Source organism: Sporosarcina beigongshangi, from assembly GCF_033485195.1.
GTDB lineage: Bacteria > Bacillota > Bacilli > Bacillales_A > Planococcaceae > Sporosarcina > Sporosarcina beigongshangi.
The window spans coordinates 1-16,246 of sequence record NZ_JAWLIR010000059.1 but is presented as its reverse complement, the minus strand read 5'-3'; the positions used below and the strand labels follow the sequence as shown (position 1 = coordinate 16,246).

Here is a 16,246-nt window from a genome sequence, read left to right as displayed (position 1 = left end):
GCTTGACATATTACCACTGGGCTGTTATCTATTAGACTGTTTAACACAACAAATCGTTCATTTTATTTTCATATTAAAAAACGACACGATCATGAGTACTTAATGACTCATAGTCGTGTCTTTATAGTTTAGATTAACGAGTAATAGCTGCTATCCTCTTCGTAAAATCCATCTCCGGATAATACGCCTCTTTCACTAACAAATTCGGTCCTAGACAGTTCACTGCTGGACAATGACAGCCGATCGTTTTAGCTAGTGGACGTTCCAACCAACGATCGAGCATTTGTGGCAATGAATCGGTTTGAATATTTCCCATTGGCGGCGTATCACCGAAGTCCGTAACGATAACATCACCTGTGAAGATATTAACGTTCAAACGAGATCTTCCATCAGGATCATTACGTACCGAAACGTTTTTACTATTGTAAATTCGTTGTAGCAAAGCCAAATCTTCTTCGTTATCACTACATGGATAAAACGGCAGTGTACCGAATAGCATCCAGACGTCTTCATCACGTGTGTCCAACAATTGATGGATGGCTTTTCTTGTTTCATCCAATGACAGTACTTCAAGCTGTGAAGCGAAATCGCTTGGGTACATTGGATGTACCTCGTGTCGTGCACATTTCATTTCCTCAATAATTTGTCGATGGATATGTTCAAGATGTGGCAGCGTTCGTTTATTCAACATTGTTTCTGCTGACACCATAACGCCTGCTTCAGCTAATGCTCGGCTATTGTCAATCATACGCTGGAACTGCTCTGCACGGCGTTCAAGCGGTGGTTTGCGTTCCATATTGGCGAAGCCCCCATCAATGAAATCATCGACCGTACCCCAGTTATGCGAAATATGTAAGACATCCAAATACGGAGCGATAGCCATATAACGATCGAGTGGCATCGTCAGGTTCGAGTTCATTTGTGTTCGAATTCCATGTTCATGGGCATATTTCAACAGTGGCAAGACATATTGTTCCACCGATTTTTTGGAGAACATCGGCTCGCCGCCCGTAATACTGATGGTACGTAAATGTGGAATTTCCTCTAAACGCGCAATTAGTAGATCGATCGGCAAAGCGTCCGGATCTTTATGTTCCAACATATAACCTACTGCACAGTGCTCACAACGCATATTGCATAAATATGTTGTCGTAAACTCAATGCTCGACAACGTTAGTTTCCCATGCTGGTGCACATCTAAATACGCTTCCCATGGATCATGCGCAGGTGTCATATTTGTGACTAATGGTACATTGGTTTTCATTTTTCAACAAGCTCCTATATATAAAGTAATCTACTAAAATAGTATGCACGTCAAACCAGAGTTACGCAAGTACATAACAAAACCCCATCAAAAGATTACTCTTTAGATGAGGCTTACGCTTTTGTTCTTATACTGCTGTAGGATTAAGTCACGCTCACAATAGCATTAATACTGATAGTTACATCCTCAAGACCAACCTGCAAAGTTAATTTACCCTTTTGACCATCGGCACTTGTGATTATTCCTCTCGCTGACTCATACTGCTTAAGATGGTATGTGGTAATTTCAACTTCATTACCAAACTCTAACGCTTCGCCTATTTTCTCACCTATTTCAATAAAGTCATATTCGGTTAATTGCGGTCCTGCTACACTGTTATTCGTTTTCTTTGGCTTTGGTATTGCTGTCATCATTATTCCCCTCCCTGTACCAATCACGCAACTCTGCCAAATGTTCTCGTAGCATTATCGATTTTGCCTGTTGTTCAGCATCTTGATCATAATTATTTTCTACCATTAGATCACCTTTTCTTTTGTCTTGACAGGTACAAGTGCAAGTACATTTTCAATTTTGAAAGTACGTTTGGATTGACGCAGAAAGCAATAGGCCCTAAATGACACATCACCAACCTGTAGCACTGCAATTCTTCTTTTGCTGACTACCCCATTTTTAGCAATATACATCATATCCAGTGACTCGTGATATTCCATCGATTTCAATAATTGATTACGCACACTCGTTCCCCCTTCTTAATTACAGTATACAGAATGAATGTTCGTATGTAAAGCTAAAAAATACGCACCTACTAGTTGTAGGTACGCTGTAGCTTACTCATATGTAATTTCATCTTCATCTAAAATATGAACTCCATTTTTCAGATAAACTGTAGTTCGCAAAACGAGTGTTCTCTCTTCGGTTTCCCATCGCTCATCAGGCACCATTTCAAAAGGGATCATCCAAGTTTCCTTCGATTTCATATCACTCATCATTTCTATCGATTGCTTCGCGATTATATCTTCATCTATTGCTGCTCTTTTTAATAATGCTATTTCGATATAATCGACCAGCTCTTCGCTAGCTTCCCCTTCAATATAAACTGTACCGGAAAGCGTTTCACCGAACGCAATATTTGGTCCATCTACATTTGTATTTATGGTCATTTTCTGATATTCAATTGTGGACAGAAATTGTTTTACCATGCGTTATTCCTCCGCTTCCTGACTATCTCCAATTTCATACTGCATATTTTCGGTGGCTACATATTTATTATACCGCAATTTAAACAATTTAAATAAATGTGTAACCAATACTTTTAATAATGCATACCCCGGAATTCCAAGAACTACACCTGCTACCCCGAATAGCGAACCTGCTGTCAGCAAGACAAAAATAATCGTAATCGGATGGATTTGGAGTGATTTCCCCATAATTTGCGGTGAGATAAATTTCCCTTCCACAAGTTGAACGATTGTCCAAACAGCTGCCAACTTAAACAGCATCAGCGGAGACGGTGACACAATCGCAAGAATCACTGCTGGTGTGATTGCAATAATTGGGCCAAGGTACGGAACAATACTTGTAAACATTGCAAGCACACCGAGAAGTAGGGCATATTCCATTCCAATAATTAGGAATCCAATGGATACCATAATCCCAATACAAATCGCAACCAAAATCTGTCCTTGTATGTACGAACTAATTTGATGATCCGCTTCGCGAAGAATGAGTGTAGCCTCTTTACGCATACGTGGTGGTAGCATTTTCACAAAAAAACGAGGCAATTTTTCTCCGTCTTTCAAAAGGTAAAATAGAATAAAAGGAACTGTTACAATGGCAAGAATAAACCCCGTAAAAGCGGAAATGAATGAAGTAACACCACTCGCAATCCCACCAACAGTGTCTGTGAAAAACTTCCCAATATCACCTTGACTCGTTTCAAGAAGCTTATTGATATTAATATCTAATCCTTCATAATAAGAAGCAAAAATAGAGGTGCGTAAAAATGTGTCAATCTTTAATAATAATTGACTGAAATAACTTGGAAATTCTGCAACAAGATTATGAAATTGCTCTTTTAGAAAAGGCAACACCAGAAAAACTAACGCAGTAATGAGTCCGATTGCTCCAATTAATAGAATGAGAATTCCCCAGATACGTGGAATTCGTATTTTTTCGAGTAAGCGTAATAAAGGTCTAAGTAAATAGTAAGCAATAGTCGCGAGAATTACTGGTAATACGACCGTCGAGAAAAAGACTGTAATTGGATAAAAAATGAAAGAGATCCGATTGAACAGGAGAATGATTAGACCGATTAGTAAGATTGAAACGAGGACGAATAATGTACTTCGTCCTCCAAGAAAGCGAATTACATTTGACGTTGCTTCTCCCTCTTTGTTCTCCACTTCATCTGCCGATGAATATTGCTTTCCACTAAGTCCCATTAACATCCCCTACTTTCGTCAAAAATAGTCTACCGATCAAGCTGCATATTGATAAATTTTGAGATTGCTTCTTTATTTTTGGCGATGTCCAACTCAATGACAGAGCCAGCATGTTCATAAAAGTTAAATGAATAAGAACCCTCCACAGGAACAGTCATCGTTTCCACATTTACCCCTTTTTTCATAAGAAGTGAAAGTGCACGTGAAATTTCGTCCTTTGATGTCAAATCTGTGTTGATGAATCCTGAAAGTGCACCTGCAAGCTTCGGTATATGGGCAATCATACCCGGTCGTAAGGCTTCATCTTTCATCGCAGAAATGACTTCTTGCTGCCTAGCCACACGCCCAAAATCGCCTTCTGCATCTGCACGGAAACGTGCATAACCAAGTAATTCTTTGCCATTTAGGTGTTTTTTACCTGGCATCAGTGTGACACCAATTTTTTCAGACATTTCTTTTTTGACATCAATTTCAACACCGCTTGGAAAAGCAATGTCAACAATCGATTCAAAGTTTTTGAAATCGACAATCGCATAATGATGAATGGGAACCCCAAACATACCTGTGATTGTATCCTTCGCGGTCTGTACCCCATTAAGGTAATATGCCGTATTTAGTTTGTATGATTTATAACCTGGAATGTCAGCGTAAATATCACGCATAAACGAAATGACACGCATCGTACCCTCACTCTTATTCCAAGACAATACCATCATCGTATCCGTCCGCGACTTGGCACTACCATCATCATCAACACCTAGTAGTAAGTAATTTTCAATCGATGTATACTTTGGATCCACGGCATCTCCCTTAAATGGTCCTGGTTCAATGCCATTATCCTTGGACAATGATTTTCCTTCATTATATTGAACAAACGAATAGAGACCGGCTGCTATAAAGCAAAGTGTTGTTATTGTAAAAATGACCCGACCAAGGCGAAGTTTTTTCTTTCTTCTTCTTTTCGGTATAGGTCCCTCATAATTTTCTTCCATTTGATTGATTCCTCCAAAATATGATCTCCCTCACTAAGACGTATGGGAGACGTCTTGGTTGCGTATTGTTGTGACCATTATACCATGATAGAGGATTTTGACGATTCTTTTAGTGATTGTAGTTTAGTTTATCTCAAAAAAGAAGATTAACGGCGTTTTCCCCAATTCGTCCTGTAGGTCATTGCATATGCTACACAGATGTACGGAACGAAAGGCGGTGTACAATATGGGACGCGAATGTTATGGAGGCGAAGGTAATTCATTTGCATTGATTGTGGTACTTTTCATCCTTTTAATTATTATTGGCGCAAGCTTTCTTTACTAATCAAAATTGCTAATCCACTCTCAACCGCTCACGAGTACCCTTATCCAGTAAGAGCGCAAAATTCGCGCTCTTATTTTTATGACATTATTCTACTTATGCTATAATTCTAGTATGTATATATGAATGGAGATGTTCACTATGGGTGAAAAAACAATTGAAAAAGCCGTATTTGCGGGCGGTTGCTTCTGGTGCATGGTAAAACCTTTCAAAGAGTGGGATGGTATCCATAACGTCGTGTCTGGTTATATGGGTGGACATGTCGATAACCCTACATATGAAGATGTCAAAAAAGGAGATTCCGGACATTTGGAAGTTGTGGAAATCACTTATGACCCTGCCGTTTTTCCTTACGAAAAACTACTCGACGTATTTTGGCAGCAAATCGATCCGACAGATGCCGATGGTCAATTTCAAGATCGTGGACATTCGTACTCAACAGCAATTTTTCATCACACAGACGAGCAACGTCAAATAGCTGAAGCATCTAAAAAACAACTTGACACAAGTGGCACTTTTTCAAAGCCAATCGTTACCCCAATTCGACCAGCAGCAACGTTTTACCGCGCTGAGGAGTATCACCAAGATTATTATGTGAAAGAAAAAGAACATTACGAGGAAGATCGTGCGCGCTCTGGTCGCGATGAGTTTATTGACAGTCATTGGTCTTGAATTACAATAATGGGTAAGGGAAACGGTGTAATTTGCTGATTTCCTTACCCATTATTTAATTATCACTTAAAATTATTTCACTACAAAATGCTGGATATTGGGCTGTAATTTTTGTAGGGAGGCTCGCAAACATTGCGGATGTAAGTCAACCTGATCCAACCTCTCAAGAGGCATCCATTGAAAAATTAAACGCTCACCTTCAATGCCATGGAATGGTTTTTCATCAAAGGACGCAAAATTCTTCCCGGCCGTTACGGCATAATAAAAACCAATTTCATGAAAGTCTTGTCCACCATGTTCAAAGAAATTTTCGATAACCAAGGCCATTCTGTCTACCTGTATGTCAATCCCCAATTCTTCACGAAACTCTCTTCTCAGGCTACTTTGCGAATCCTCCGCAATGGACACCCTTCCCCCAGGCAGTGACCAATTTGACTCGTTGACATCACGATGCAGCAAAACATGTCCATTTTCTATCCAAATTCCGGCCACACGATAATGAAAGATAGCTTGCTTTGTTTGAAAAACGACATCCATGCATTTCATCTCCTTTTGATTCATTTTGTAACATAGTTTTTGCGATATGCTCACTACTCTACAATTATACAAATGAAAAGACACCTGCTAGGAACTTAGAAAGCTTGTTCCAAGCAAGCATCGTGTTGAACAAATTTAAAACGTTTCATAAAATACAATATCTTTGCGGTCTAACATTTTTTTCGCTTCTGGCTTTTCAATAGGTAAACCAAGCCCTAGAATCGCGACAATTCTACGATCTGACGGGATATTTAGAGCCTCGCGTGCGTATGTTTCACGAATTCGTGATTCTTCTGCATCCTCCGAATGATAGACGGCACCAAATCCTACACCAAGCTGTAAATCTTCTGCAGTTAGCCATATAAAGGCCGTCGCAATAGAGGCATCCTGTAACCAGTACTTACTAATATCTGGTCGACCCGTTACAACAATCGCGGCTTGTGCCGTAGCCATCCATTTCATGAAGGGGGTCGTTTTTTCCAAATGATCCAGTTTTCCGCGATTTTCTATAACAATAAATTCTCGAGATGCTAAATTATTTCCCGAAGGTGCATAGTATGCTGCATCTACAATTTGATCAAGTAGCTCCTTTGGAATCTTTTTCTCTTGAAAATTCGTAATCTCACGCCGTGAACGAATAACATCTAATACAGACAACTCAATCCCCCCTATTCAGATTGGAAAAGTAATAACTCCTTTAATTATATCGATAATTGCAACTATTCACAATGATGAAGAGCGGAAAAAGCTACTCATTCAAAATAATTATGGGTTTCTTTAAACCTAGCATCCACTATTTTATATTCGATATTCGTAACAAGGTTCTTCCTGTTGTGTATCCTCAAACCATTTCATACCGATAAAAGTAAATCCCACTTTCTCTAAAACCTTTAAAGACCCTCTATTTTCGGGACTTGCAGAAGCCGTAATCACTTGTACTTTTCCATGATTCCGAGCAATTTCGATACATGCACTTGCGGCTTCCGTTGCAAACCCTTTCCCCCACGACTTCTTGCTAAAATGATAAATTAACTCTACATGACTTACCGAGCCTGTAATATTAAATCCAGCAGCACCTATAATTTCATTCGACTCTTTATCTTCCACTGCAAAGACAGATAAGTCATGTGTTTCTTGACATTTTCCATAAGCATTGATAATTCGAGGTAACACATCATGTGAAGAAGCCCCGTCGCACAATGCCATCACTTCTTCGTCTCCCCAAAATTCTTTTGCAGCATCTAGGTGGGAGTCATCCAACGTGTATAGAATTAGCCGACTAGTTTCATAAATAATTTCCATTGTTTTCACCTACTTGATTATTGTTATTTCAAGTATAGCGTAGTACTACCCTATGTTACCAAGACAAAATGAGCTTGGACAATTTGCCTCAAGCTCATTTTATTCAAAAAACTTTTGCAGTCAAAACAATAACTGGTACATTATTGTGAAATTAAATAAACGGAATATCCAACTTCATCAAGTCTTTTTGGTTGAAAGTCAAACCAGGTAGCGTGAAAGTTGCTGCGTTGATTGCAAACGTATTGGCAATGACATTAGGACTTCCAGGATGGAAGATTCTAACTTCATAGTGGAATGGAGTAACAGCTTGACTCAAATTGACGTGTTGGTTCGGTTGAAGTGTAACTAATTGGTTTAACAAAACAACTGGAAAGCCACTATTCCAGTTAATAACTTGTACCCTTACTTCAAAGGTTTCAGTCGGGTCTAAGTTTGCGACTTCAATATGTGCTGCTGTTTGGTTGACAACTGTGTTTAATACACCCGTTGTTAACACCTGACGTTTAAATCGGTGAACTTGTCCACAACATTTTGAACGATGACATGCCCCTGAACTAATATTACGCATATTCTCTCCTCCTCTCTTTATTTATTTCCCTAACACTACTAGTCTATTAATAATATTGGACAAGACTTAGGCAATCGAACATAGCGAAATATTCTATTTCTAAGACAGTGAGCCCATCTGACTCCCCGGTTTTCCGAATTACAAAAAATAAAACACCGTTCGATTATGAACGATGTCTATAACGCATGTATTTATTGTACTTTCAGCCTAATTTCTACTCGTTTCTCTGAAGATACTTCAGTTGGGTCTGGCTCATCTTCATCGACACCATTACAGCCAAACAAAAAGCCCGCTGACAAAACAACGAAAATAAGGACAAGAAAGTGCTTTTTATGGCTTCTTCTAATTCTTTCATTCCGCATCTTCTTCTGCTATTTTGTCCTGTTTCATCTAAAAACGAACTTAGAAAAAGCTCCAAGTTCGTTTCATTCAAGAGATTTCACGTTTTTTATCACCAATTAAAAATGTCAATACTACCATCATGATATATAACAACATCATAATGACAAAGGTATAATGATGATTATCCGTCCAATCAAAGACAAGTGCAATGAGCAGTGGCAATAATCCACCCATGATGAATCCACCTGTCTGCATCATCGCGGTCCATGCACTCGCTTCTTCAGCAGTCTCTGTTTCGTCTAATGGCAATAGTAACGCAACTGGAAACAAACCACCGAGTGGAATGCCCATGATGAATGCGCCAATCCACATAAGGGAATGAATACCTGTCCAGAAAAGAATAATCGATGTCATTCCTGCGATAAGCATGAGTAACAGCCAAAATTTCCGCGCAGAAAAACGTTGCATCAGCAACGGCAGTAAAATATTTAAAAAAATTTGGACAGTCGTCATCACACTAAGAAGCGTTCCAGCCTGCAACAGTGTCATGCCAGCAGACGTTGCAATTGGTGCAAGCCATGTAATGATCGAAAAGAATGCAGATGATTGTAGACCAAAAAATAATAAGAATAGCCAAGCTTTCCGTGATTTCCATGGAGACCTTACCTTTTTGCGTTCAGCTTTTACGACAATAGTATCAAGTTGACGGACCTTAACCTGGCCTGGCATCGCTAAAAACCATGCAACTAAGCCAACAAGTGCTAGCACAGACCAAATGCTTAACGCAAATAGGTAAGAGCCGGTCGTATCAAAAAATACAGCCGTAAGCCCAGCACTTGCAGCTGATCCAACACCCATGCCGAATGAATAAATACCAATGACGGATGCTGCCCGGTCTGGAAAATACTGTTTGATCATCGCAGAAAGAAGCGGACCCATTACAGCAATCGCAATTCCGACAATGAATGCAGTACCAATCAGTACTGGATAACCTGGTATGAAACCGCGAAGAGCGGTCATAGTCCCAACGAGTATAATCATCACGGTCATGGTCCATTTCAAACCAAATGACCGATTCAAAAATGGAGCCAACATAGCGAAAATACCCATGCAAATGACCGGAACAGATGTCAGTAGACTGACCTGTGCATTGGTTAATACTAATTGTTCTCGAATCGTTTCGAGCATCGGCCCGATAGATGTAATCGCTGGGCGCATATTAATGGAGATGACAAATATCGCTATAATTATAAATGCTGCATTTCTTCTGTTTATTTTTGTTGACATACATACTTTCCTTTCATTTCATTAAAATAATGATGTTTGATGAACAATAAGCATACCACTCGATTACCCTTTTTCTCCATTCAATCCACTTTCCCTCCCGTTTAGTTCCCAGCTCTTAGGTTTTATATTGTGCTTACAACTATCCGACACACTTCTTTTAATAATCAAAAATGGCTGCCCTACAATGGGGAAGCCATCTTTAATCTTGTAAACGTCTGGGATCCGTTATTTTCCTCCCCCAAATCTGCTACCTTTACCACCCGCGATTAAAGTTTCTGCGATTAGACTCTCTGCAACAACATCTCAACTCAACATCACGATTGTTAGCAAAACGATTTCGATTATCCCAATCACGATCAAACCTTACTTCGCGACACTCACAGATCAACTCTTCCCGATTTCTTCGTCTCCGATCTTCAAAACACATATTTTTCACCTTCTCCCTTTTCTAGAAAGTCGGCCGACCTTCAACATAGTATATGGACGAGCACATGTAATGATTGGACGACCTGTTTAGTAACAAGTATTTTTATTTCCAATGAATAGAACGCACTTTTCTATTTACCCGCGAGTTTACAACAAAAATTCAGCGAGCATAAATCCTTATATACAGAGCATATTAGGCTTTAGGAGGTGAACATCCATGAGTAAAAACAGCAAAAAGACCATGAATGAAAGAACTCATAACGGCTCCGAGATTTACAAAAACAATAAAAATAGCAATAGCAATAATAACAATCTCAATGAGGAATTTGCAGAAGCGTTTGATACGAAAACAAACAACAACGTTACCAGTCAAAACAATCGGCAACGAAACAAAAACAATAAATAATGGCTGTGTAAAGGAGTTTTACTATGCAAACAAGTGTAGTCAAAGAATTAAATACCTTCCTTGAAGGAAACTATATGGCCATCCACGCCTACGAAAGATACATTCATCACATTGATGATTTGGATATAAAGCATACCCTTCAAAAAATCCAGCAAAACCATAAAGAACATGCCATGTTAGTTGCGGAAAGAATACAGAACCTTGATGGTGTAGCTGTTGATGATGTAGGTATGATGGGAAACGTTGCTGAATTAATGAACAAAATAAAAGGTCCAACTACAGATCTTACTTCCATTTTGAAAGATGCTCTTGTTGGCGAACATAGAGGTATTGAAAAATCTAAAGAGCTTCTTGATGGAGACCTAGACCCCGTGAGCTTAGAGCTGGTAACAGCAATTTTGAATCATGATGAACAGCATATTGACATATTAGACGAACTTATTCTGCGAAAAGGATAGTGAGTGACACCCAACGCTACACTTCCTACCAAATAATCATTCGAACGAACATCTTTTGGTGTTCGTTTTTCTACTCCCTTACTACGTAGGTTCATTTTAAGAACTTGAAATCGAGTCTGTTCCCTGTTTAGTGAGAGTCTAAAAGCAATTCGGGATGCTTTTGGAGCTGATTAGGTAATTAACTAGCCTAGAACCCTATAGTCCACGCTTTCTTGCTTCTACGTTTTATAACGTGCTATAATAGGAGCATTGTGAATTTAGGAGGATTTTGAATGATAGCAGTCAGTAATGTAAGCCTTCAATTCGGCGATCGCAAGCTGTTTGAAGATGTGAATATACAGTTTAATCCAGGGCATTGTTATGGTCTAATTGGTGCGAACGGTGCGGGTAAATCGACGTTCCTTAAAATTTTGTCGGGTGAACTTGAAACGCAATCGGGAAATGTCATCATGAACAAAGACGAGCGTCTTGCTATCCTGAAACAGAATCACTTCGAATATGAAGATAGCGTCGTAATGGATACAGTTATTATGGGTCATAAACGTCTGTATGACATTATGATGGAGAAAAACGCTATCTATATGAAGGAAGATTTTTCAGATGAGGACGGTATGCGTGCTGCTGAACTTGAAGGTGAGTTTGGCGATTTGAATGGTTGGGAAGCTGAGTCTGAAGCTGCCATCCTGCTACAAGGTTTAGGTCTGAAAGAAGAGTTCCACCAAGTGAAGATGGCTGAGCTAGATGGTTCGGATAAAGTAAAAGTGCTTCTGGCACAAGCTCTATTCGGTAAACCGGACGTACTTCTTCTCGATGAGCCTACCAACCACTTGGACTTAAAAGCCATCCAATGGCTTGAAGAATTTCTTATCAACTTTGATAACACAGTTATCGTCGTATCTCATGACCGCCATTTCTTAAATAAAGTATGTACGCAAATTGCGGATCTCGATTTCTCAAAAATTCAAGTATACCCAGGTAACTATGATTTTTGGTATGAATCTAGCCAACTTGCGTTGAAAATGTCACAGGATCAAAACAAGAAAAAAGAAGAAAAAATTAAAGAGCTTCAAGCATTCGTGGCGCGTTTCAGTGCCAATGCTTCGAAATCTAAACAAGCGACTTCTCGTAAGAAAACACTTGAAAAAATTGAATTAGATGATATTAAACCATCTTCACGTCGTTACCCATTCGTCAACTTCCAAATCGGTCGTGAAATCGGTAATGACGTTCTGACAATCCAAGATGTTTCAAAAACGCAGGATGGAAGAGTTATGCTGAAAGATGCATCATTCACTATGAATAAAGAAGATAAAATTATTCTTCTTGGAAATCCGCTTGCGAAAACAGCTCTTCTTGAAATTCTTGCGGAAGAGACTGAACCAGACGCTGGTAGTGTCAAATGGGGTGTCACGACATCACGTGCATACTTCCCTCTCGACAATAATGAATACTTCCAAGGTTCTGAGCAATCACTTGTTGAATGGTTACGTCAATATTCACCTGACGATCAAACTGAAACATTCCTGCGTGGTTTCCTTGGACGCATGTTGTTCTCAGGCGAAGAAGTAAACAAGAAGCCGTCAGTGCTGTCAGGTGGAGAAAAAGTACGTTGTATGCTTTCGAAAATGATGCTGACAAGTGCCAACGTTCTACTCCTCGACGAACCAATGAACCACTTGGATCTTGAATCCATTCAAGCACTCAATAATGGTTTGATTGCATTCAAGGGTGCAATGCTCTTTACATCACATGACCAACAGTTTATTCAAACAGTTGCCAATCGTATCATTGAAATCCATGATGACGGTACAATTTTTGATAAAATGATGGGTTATGATGAATACCTAGAATGGAAAGAACAACAAGCAAAATAATAAATGAGTATAAGCTGCTTCCCCTTTTCATTCTAAGGGAAGCAGCTTATTTTTTGTTACGTATATGTAACTCGATTGCATAAATTTCGTCTAATAGGACAAACCATCTAAAAGGAGTGATTATTTATGCGAAAAACGAAGCTTATCCTCTGTCTTCTAGGTACTATCTTTTTAGTCATGGGTTGTTCGAAAAATACCGTAACATCTCTTGATAACTCTGGGTCTGGTAATACCGGAATTATCCCGAAAGATCCAGAAAGCAAAGAAGCAGTAAGCCCTTCTGATATCGTACTGCGCGATTTTTTCTTAGCGGATGGTTCAAAAGCGCATTATCAAGGGGAGGGTAATGAGTTTGCGGAGTTAGATATTGAGGTTGCGCAGCCATTCGAAAATTATGTCGTTATTTATGAAAATAATGGTGGTGCACTTGTACGATATATTTATAAAATTGAACAAAATCAAATCGTTGTTGTTGAAAAACAAATGGTCGAAACGAAGGAAGACTTCCCTACGTTAAAAGAACTAGATGCAATGACTCCAATGGGGATTTATCTAAAAACGCCGTTTGTCAAAGGAACAACTTTCGATAATTGGACGATTATTGACACCGACGTAACTTTAGTAACTCCTTATAAAACGTTTGACCATGTTTTTGTAACAGAAGAACGAGCACCGGATATCATCAATCGCAAATATTTTGTCGAGGGTTTCGGTGAAGTGAAGCGAGAATCGATTATGATAACCGATGATGGTAGTGAATATATCGTTACTTCTACATTGAAAGCAGTCGATCAGTAAATAGCGTACGATAAGAGGTGTTGCCATTACGGAACGCCTCTTCCCTAATTCATTCACAGCAAAAAAATGCGGTGTTTATTCATTTTTAATAATGGATTAATATTTATTTCATTGTCTCAATGCATCTGCTGCAAGATAAGGTGTCGGTTTCCCATCCTTCATGAAAATCACTCCATGATAAAGTTGTAAATCCTCATCGCAGGACTCACAAAAATCCTTTTCACATTCAGTCCAAAAGGCATAAAAGCAATCTTTTTTCATCGCTTCAAATGGATATTTATTGCGTAATTCCACTAATAGCTCTCCACAAAAGCGTAGAGCCTCTTGTTCGCTGTCGAAGACACGACGGGAACAAATGGTCTCTTCCCATCCCTCAAACATCCACCACGGTTCATAATCTGCTTTCATATAAATCACTTCAAACAATTTGAATCCCTCCCTATGTAACTCTCAGGTGAATGTCCTTCATTTTAACAAACTATCTTGCGATGTCCAACATATTGCTTTATAACGATAATGCTTCTGCTAGGTGTATATTGTGTTTATCGGGTATAATTGAACTAGTGACATGAAACTTTAACGGTTTTAAAACGTATACATGTTAAGAGGTAAAGGGGGCCAGAGAATATCATGAAAGAAATCCAACAGTTTATCATTCGACATTTCATCACTGCGCCCATTAGCTTTGGATCATGGCTCTATTTAGTGTTCGGTGCAAGTCTGAATGTTTTCGTAGCAACAGGTCTTTGGGTTGCGATTTATGCAGGTGGAACTTTTTCAATCAAACAGATTCAACTTGCCACCAACATTAAAAAATTGGGGATGTCTCGCTCTGAATATAGTCATATAAAAGGACAACTTACTGAAGCGAAAAAGAAAATTAAACGATTAAACGGCCTTTATGGACAAGTTCGATCTGTCCAAGCCTTTAAGCAAGTATATGAAATGAATGGTCTTGCTAGAAGAGTTCTCGGTATCGTTAAAACGAATCCAAAGAAATTTTATCATGTCGAAAAGTTTTTCTACGCCCATCTCGATTCCGCAGTCGAACTGACTTCGAAATATGCTCTACTGGTGAACCAGCCATTGAAGGACAAAGAACTTCGTATTGCCCTACAAAACACACGTGAGACGCTTGGTGATGTTAACAAACAATTGGAGCAAGATTTACGTAGTGCTCTTGCTCCGGATCTTCAACAACTTCAAATGGAAATTGATTTTGTGGATGTCACGATGAATCAAGACAAACCACTTCTCGAAATGAAAGGAGATTCCTTAAATGACCGAAAATAATGACGTAAAAACAATGGACGATTTACTTGATAATCCTTTTGATTTTCAAGAACCTCTTCTTCCAAAAGAGATGCAAACAGAAAATAATGAGACAAGTGTCAGCCCAAAGCTTATCGACAGGCTCTCTGTTGAGGAAAGAGAGAAAGCTCAACAGCTTGCTGCTCAAATTCCTGTCGGAAACTATGAGGCCATTCTTACATACGGTGCCAGTGCACAAGGTGAGCTATCCAAGTTTTCACACAAGATGCTCGATCATGTCCAAAGTAAGGATATCGGTCCCGTTGGTGATGTATTAAAGGATTTGATGAATCGACTTTCTGAAATTGACCCCGATGATTTATCGGAGAAAAAGAAGTCTGGTCTTAGCCGTTTGTTCAATAAGGCTACACGTTCCGTTCAAGAAATGATGAGCAAATATCAAAAATTAAGCACACAAATTGACCGAATTGGTATCCAGCTAGAGCATTCAAAACGCGGACTTATTGAAGATGTTCATATGCTCGATAATTTATATGAACAAAATAAAACCTATTTCCAAGCGCTGAATGTCTACATAGCTGCAGCGGAATTAAAGCGCGACGAAATTGCCAATGTAATTATCCCAGAAATGCGTAAGAAAGCTGAGTCATCAAACGATCAAATGGCCTTCCAAGAAGTAAATGATATGGCACAATTCCTAGATCGCTTGGAAAAACGGTTATATGATTTACAGCTATCTCGCCAAATTACGATTCAAAGCGCACCACAAATTCGAATGATCCAACAGACGAACCAGACGCTTGCAGAGAAAATCCAGTCATCCATTATGACATCCATTCCACTTTGGAAAAATCAAATTGCCATTGCGTTGACGCTAAATCGACAAATGAAAGCCGTCGAGTCCCAAAAACTGGTCACACGAACGACAAATGATTTACTGCTAAAAAACTCAGAAATGCTTAAAATTAATTCGATTGAAACTGCTAAAGAAAATGAACGCGGTATTATCGAAATTGATACACTCAAGCAGACACAGGAAAACTTAATTCAAACAATCGAAGAAACCCTTCTTATTCAAGCTGATGGTCGTGCCAAACGGAAATCAGCAGAAATTGAAATTGCACGTATGGAAGAAGAACTAAAACAACGCCTTCTTGGTGTCCATGAAAAAATCCAAAATCGCCCTTCATAAGTGAAGTGACCCCTAAAAGTTAGACACGGTTATTTCATTAGGCAGCTTGAGTGAAATGAGTTCGGTATTGCACGAGGCCACTGAAAAAGTCCT

General features: G+C 39.2%; 22 protein-coding genes. 8 read left to right on the top strand and 14 right to left on the bottom strand.

Going from position 1 to position 16,246, the window contains the following annotated elements; translation table 11 throughout:
- Positions 1 to 133: 133 nt before the first annotated feature.
- The 7 genes from yfkAB to R2B77_RS17125 all read right to left on the bottom strand — a co-directional run bounded on the left by yfkAB (position 134) and on the right by R2B77_RS17125 (position 4,697).
- Positions 134 to 1,264: a radical SAM/CxCxxxxC motif protein YfkAB gene (gene yfkAB / locus R2B77_RS17155; RefSeq protein WP_212391956.1), complete on the bottom strand. Its 1,131-nt coding sequence runs from the start codon at positions 1,262 to 1,264 to the stop codon at positions 134 to 136.
- A 143-nt stretch (positions 1,265 to 1,407) separates the two neighbouring features.
- The gene (locus tag R2B77_RS17150) at positions 1,408 to 1,674 is read right to left on the bottom strand and encodes a YolD-like family protein (protein WP_203249216.1); all 267 of its coding nucleotides are present in this window, start codon (positions 1,672 to 1,674) and stop codon (positions 1,408 to 1,410) included.
- Positions 1,640 to 1,780, bottom strand: coding sequence for a hypothetical protein (locus R2B77_RS17145; RefSeq protein WP_203249217.1), 141 nt, complete (start codon positions 1,778 to 1,780; stop codon positions 1,640 to 1,642). Before R2B77_RS17145 ends, R2B77_RS17150 begins: the two co-directional genes overlap by 35 nt.
- The gene (locus R2B77_RS17140) at positions 1,780 to 1,998 is read right to left on the bottom strand and encodes a hypothetical protein (protein ID WP_203249218.1); all 219 of its coding nucleotides are present in this window, start codon (positions 1,996 to 1,998) and stop codon (positions 1,780 to 1,782) included. The genes R2B77_RS17145 and R2B77_RS17140 overlap by 1 nt, the downstream gene beginning before the upstream one ends.
- Before the next feature lie 93 nt (positions 1,999 to 2,091).
- Complete coding sequence (locus R2B77_RS17135; protein WP_203249219.1) at positions 2,092 to 2,463, bottom strand: sporulation protein; 372 nt, start codon at positions 2,461 to 2,463, stop codon at positions 2,092 to 2,094.
- 3 nt (positions 2,464 to 2,466) lie between these two features.
- Positions 2,467 to 3,705, bottom strand: coding sequence for an AI-2E family transporter (locus R2B77_RS17130; RefSeq protein ID WP_203249220.1), 1,239 nt, complete (start codon positions 3,703 to 3,705; stop codon positions 2,467 to 2,469).
- Positions 3,706 to 3,734: 29 nt separating this feature from the next.
- Positions 3,735 to 4,697: an LCP family protein gene (locus R2B77_RS17125; protein WP_203249221.1), complete on the bottom strand. Its 963-nt coding sequence runs from the start codon at positions 4,695 to 4,697 to the stop codon at positions 3,735 to 3,737.
- 226 nt (positions 4,698 to 4,923) lie between these two features.
- Here R2B77_RS17125 and R2B77_RS17120 point away from each other — a divergent pair, with 226 nt between their 5' ends.
- Both R2B77_RS17120 and msrA read left to right on the top strand, forming a co-directional pair.
- The gene (locus tag R2B77_RS17120; RefSeq protein WP_203249222.1) at positions 4,924 to 5,022 is read left to right on the top strand and encodes a YjcZ family sporulation protein; all 99 of its coding nucleotides are present in this window, start codon (positions 4,924 to 4,926) and stop codon (positions 5,020 to 5,022) included.
- A 138-nt stretch (positions 5,023 to 5,160) separates the two neighbouring features.
- Positions 5,161 to 5,691 carry a peptide-methionine (S)-S-oxide reductase MsrA gene (msrA, locus tag R2B77_RS17115; protein ID WP_203249223.1) on the top strand — a complete coding sequence of 177 codons (531 nt, stop codon included), beginning with the start codon at positions 5,161 to 5,163 and terminating at the stop codon, positions 5,689 to 5,691.
- A gap of 72 nt (positions 5,692 to 5,763) precedes the next feature.
- On the opposite strand, the gene R2B77_RS17110 is transcribed toward msrA, so the two are convergent.
- The 6 genes from R2B77_RS17110 to R2B77_RS17085 form a co-directional block, all read right to left on the bottom strand.
- Positions 5,764 to 6,228, bottom strand: a complete 465-nt coding sequence (locus R2B77_RS17110) for an NUDIX hydrolase (RefSeq protein WP_203249224.1) — start codon at positions 6,226 to 6,228, stop codon at positions 5,764 to 5,766.
- A 135-nt stretch (positions 6,229 to 6,363) separates the two neighbouring features.
- Entirely contained in the window at positions 6,364 to 6,885 is a 522-nt protein-coding gene (locus tag R2B77_RS17105) for a nitroreductase family protein (RefSeq protein ID WP_203249225.1), read from the bottom strand.
- A 141-nt stretch (positions 6,886 to 7,026) separates the two neighbouring features.
- Positions 7,027 to 7,530 carry a GNAT family N-acetyltransferase gene (locus tag R2B77_RS17100; RefSeq protein WP_203249226.1) on the bottom strand — a complete coding sequence of 168 codons (504 nt, stop codon included), beginning with the start codon at positions 7,528 to 7,530 and terminating at the stop codon, positions 7,027 to 7,029.
- A gap of 151 nt (positions 7,531 to 7,681) precedes the next feature.
- Positions 7,682 to 8,098, bottom strand: coding sequence for a hypothetical protein (locus R2B77_RS17095; RefSeq protein ID WP_203249227.1), 417 nt, complete (start codon positions 8,096 to 8,098; stop codon positions 7,682 to 7,684).
- 191 nt (positions 8,099 to 8,289) lie between these two features.
- A complete protein-coding gene (locus R2B77_RS17090) occupies positions 8,290 to 8,460 on the bottom strand; it encodes a hypothetical protein (RefSeq protein WP_203249228.1) in 171 nt (56 codons plus the stop codon).
- Between the two features lie 67 nt (positions 8,461 to 8,527).
- Positions 8,528 to 9,727, bottom strand: a complete 1,200-nt coding sequence (locus tag R2B77_RS17085; protein ID WP_203249229.1) for an MFS transporter — start codon at positions 9,725 to 9,727, stop codon at positions 8,528 to 8,530.
- Positions 9,728 to 10,370: 643 nt separating this feature from the next.
- On the opposite strand from R2B77_RS17085, the gene R2B77_RS17080 reads away from it, so the two are divergent.
- The 4 genes from R2B77_RS17080 to R2B77_RS17065 all read left to right on the top strand — a co-directional run bounded on the left by R2B77_RS17080 (position 10,371) and on the right by R2B77_RS17065 (position 13,689).
- Complete coding sequence (locus R2B77_RS17080) at positions 10,371 to 10,559, top strand: hypothetical protein (RefSeq protein ID WP_203249230.1); 189 nt, start codon at positions 10,371 to 10,373, stop codon at positions 10,557 to 10,559.
- Positions 10,560 to 10,582: 23 nt separating this feature from the next.
- On the top strand, positions 10,583 to 11,017 hold the full coding sequence (locus R2B77_RS17075; protein ID WP_203249231.1) for a DUF2383 domain-containing protein: 435 nt from the start codon (positions 10,583 to 10,585) through the stop codon (positions 11,015 to 11,017).
- A 272-nt stretch (positions 11,018 to 11,289) separates the two neighbouring features.
- Entirely contained in the window at positions 11,290 to 12,891 is a 1,602-nt protein-coding gene (locus tag R2B77_RS17070) for an ABC-F family ATP-binding cassette domain-containing protein (RefSeq protein ID WP_203249232.1), read from the top strand.
- Positions 12,892 to 13,017: 126 nt separating this feature from the next.
- Positions 13,018 to 13,689: a hypothetical protein gene (locus tag R2B77_RS17065; protein WP_203249233.1), complete on the top strand. Its 672-nt coding sequence runs from the start codon at positions 13,018 to 13,020 to the stop codon at positions 13,687 to 13,689.
- A gap of 108 nt (positions 13,690 to 13,797) precedes the next feature.
- Here the strand turns inward: R2B77_RS17065 and R2B77_RS17060 are convergent, their stop codons facing one another.
- Entirely contained in the window at positions 13,798 to 14,106 is a 309-nt protein-coding gene (locus R2B77_RS17060; RefSeq protein WP_322555766.1) for a DUF1033 family protein, read from the bottom strand.
- Between the two features lie 213 nt (positions 14,107 to 14,319).
- On the opposite strand from R2B77_RS17060, the gene R2B77_RS17055 reads away from it, so the two are divergent.
- Both R2B77_RS17055 and R2B77_RS17050 read left to right on the top strand, forming a co-directional pair.
- The gene (locus R2B77_RS17055) at positions 14,320 to 14,982 is read left to right on the top strand and encodes a 5-bromo-4-chloroindolyl phosphate hydrolysis family protein (RefSeq protein WP_203249235.1); all 663 of its coding nucleotides are present in this window, start codon (positions 14,320 to 14,322) and stop codon (positions 14,980 to 14,982) included.
- Positions 14,969 to 16,153 (top strand): toxic anion resistance protein, encoded by a 1,185-nt coding sequence (locus R2B77_RS17050; protein ID WP_203249236.1) that lies wholly within the window; start codon positions 14,969 to 14,971, stop codon positions 16,151 to 16,153. Before R2B77_RS17055 ends, R2B77_RS17050 begins: the two co-directional genes overlap by 14 nt.
- Positions 16,154 to 16,246: the final 93 nt, after the last annotated feature.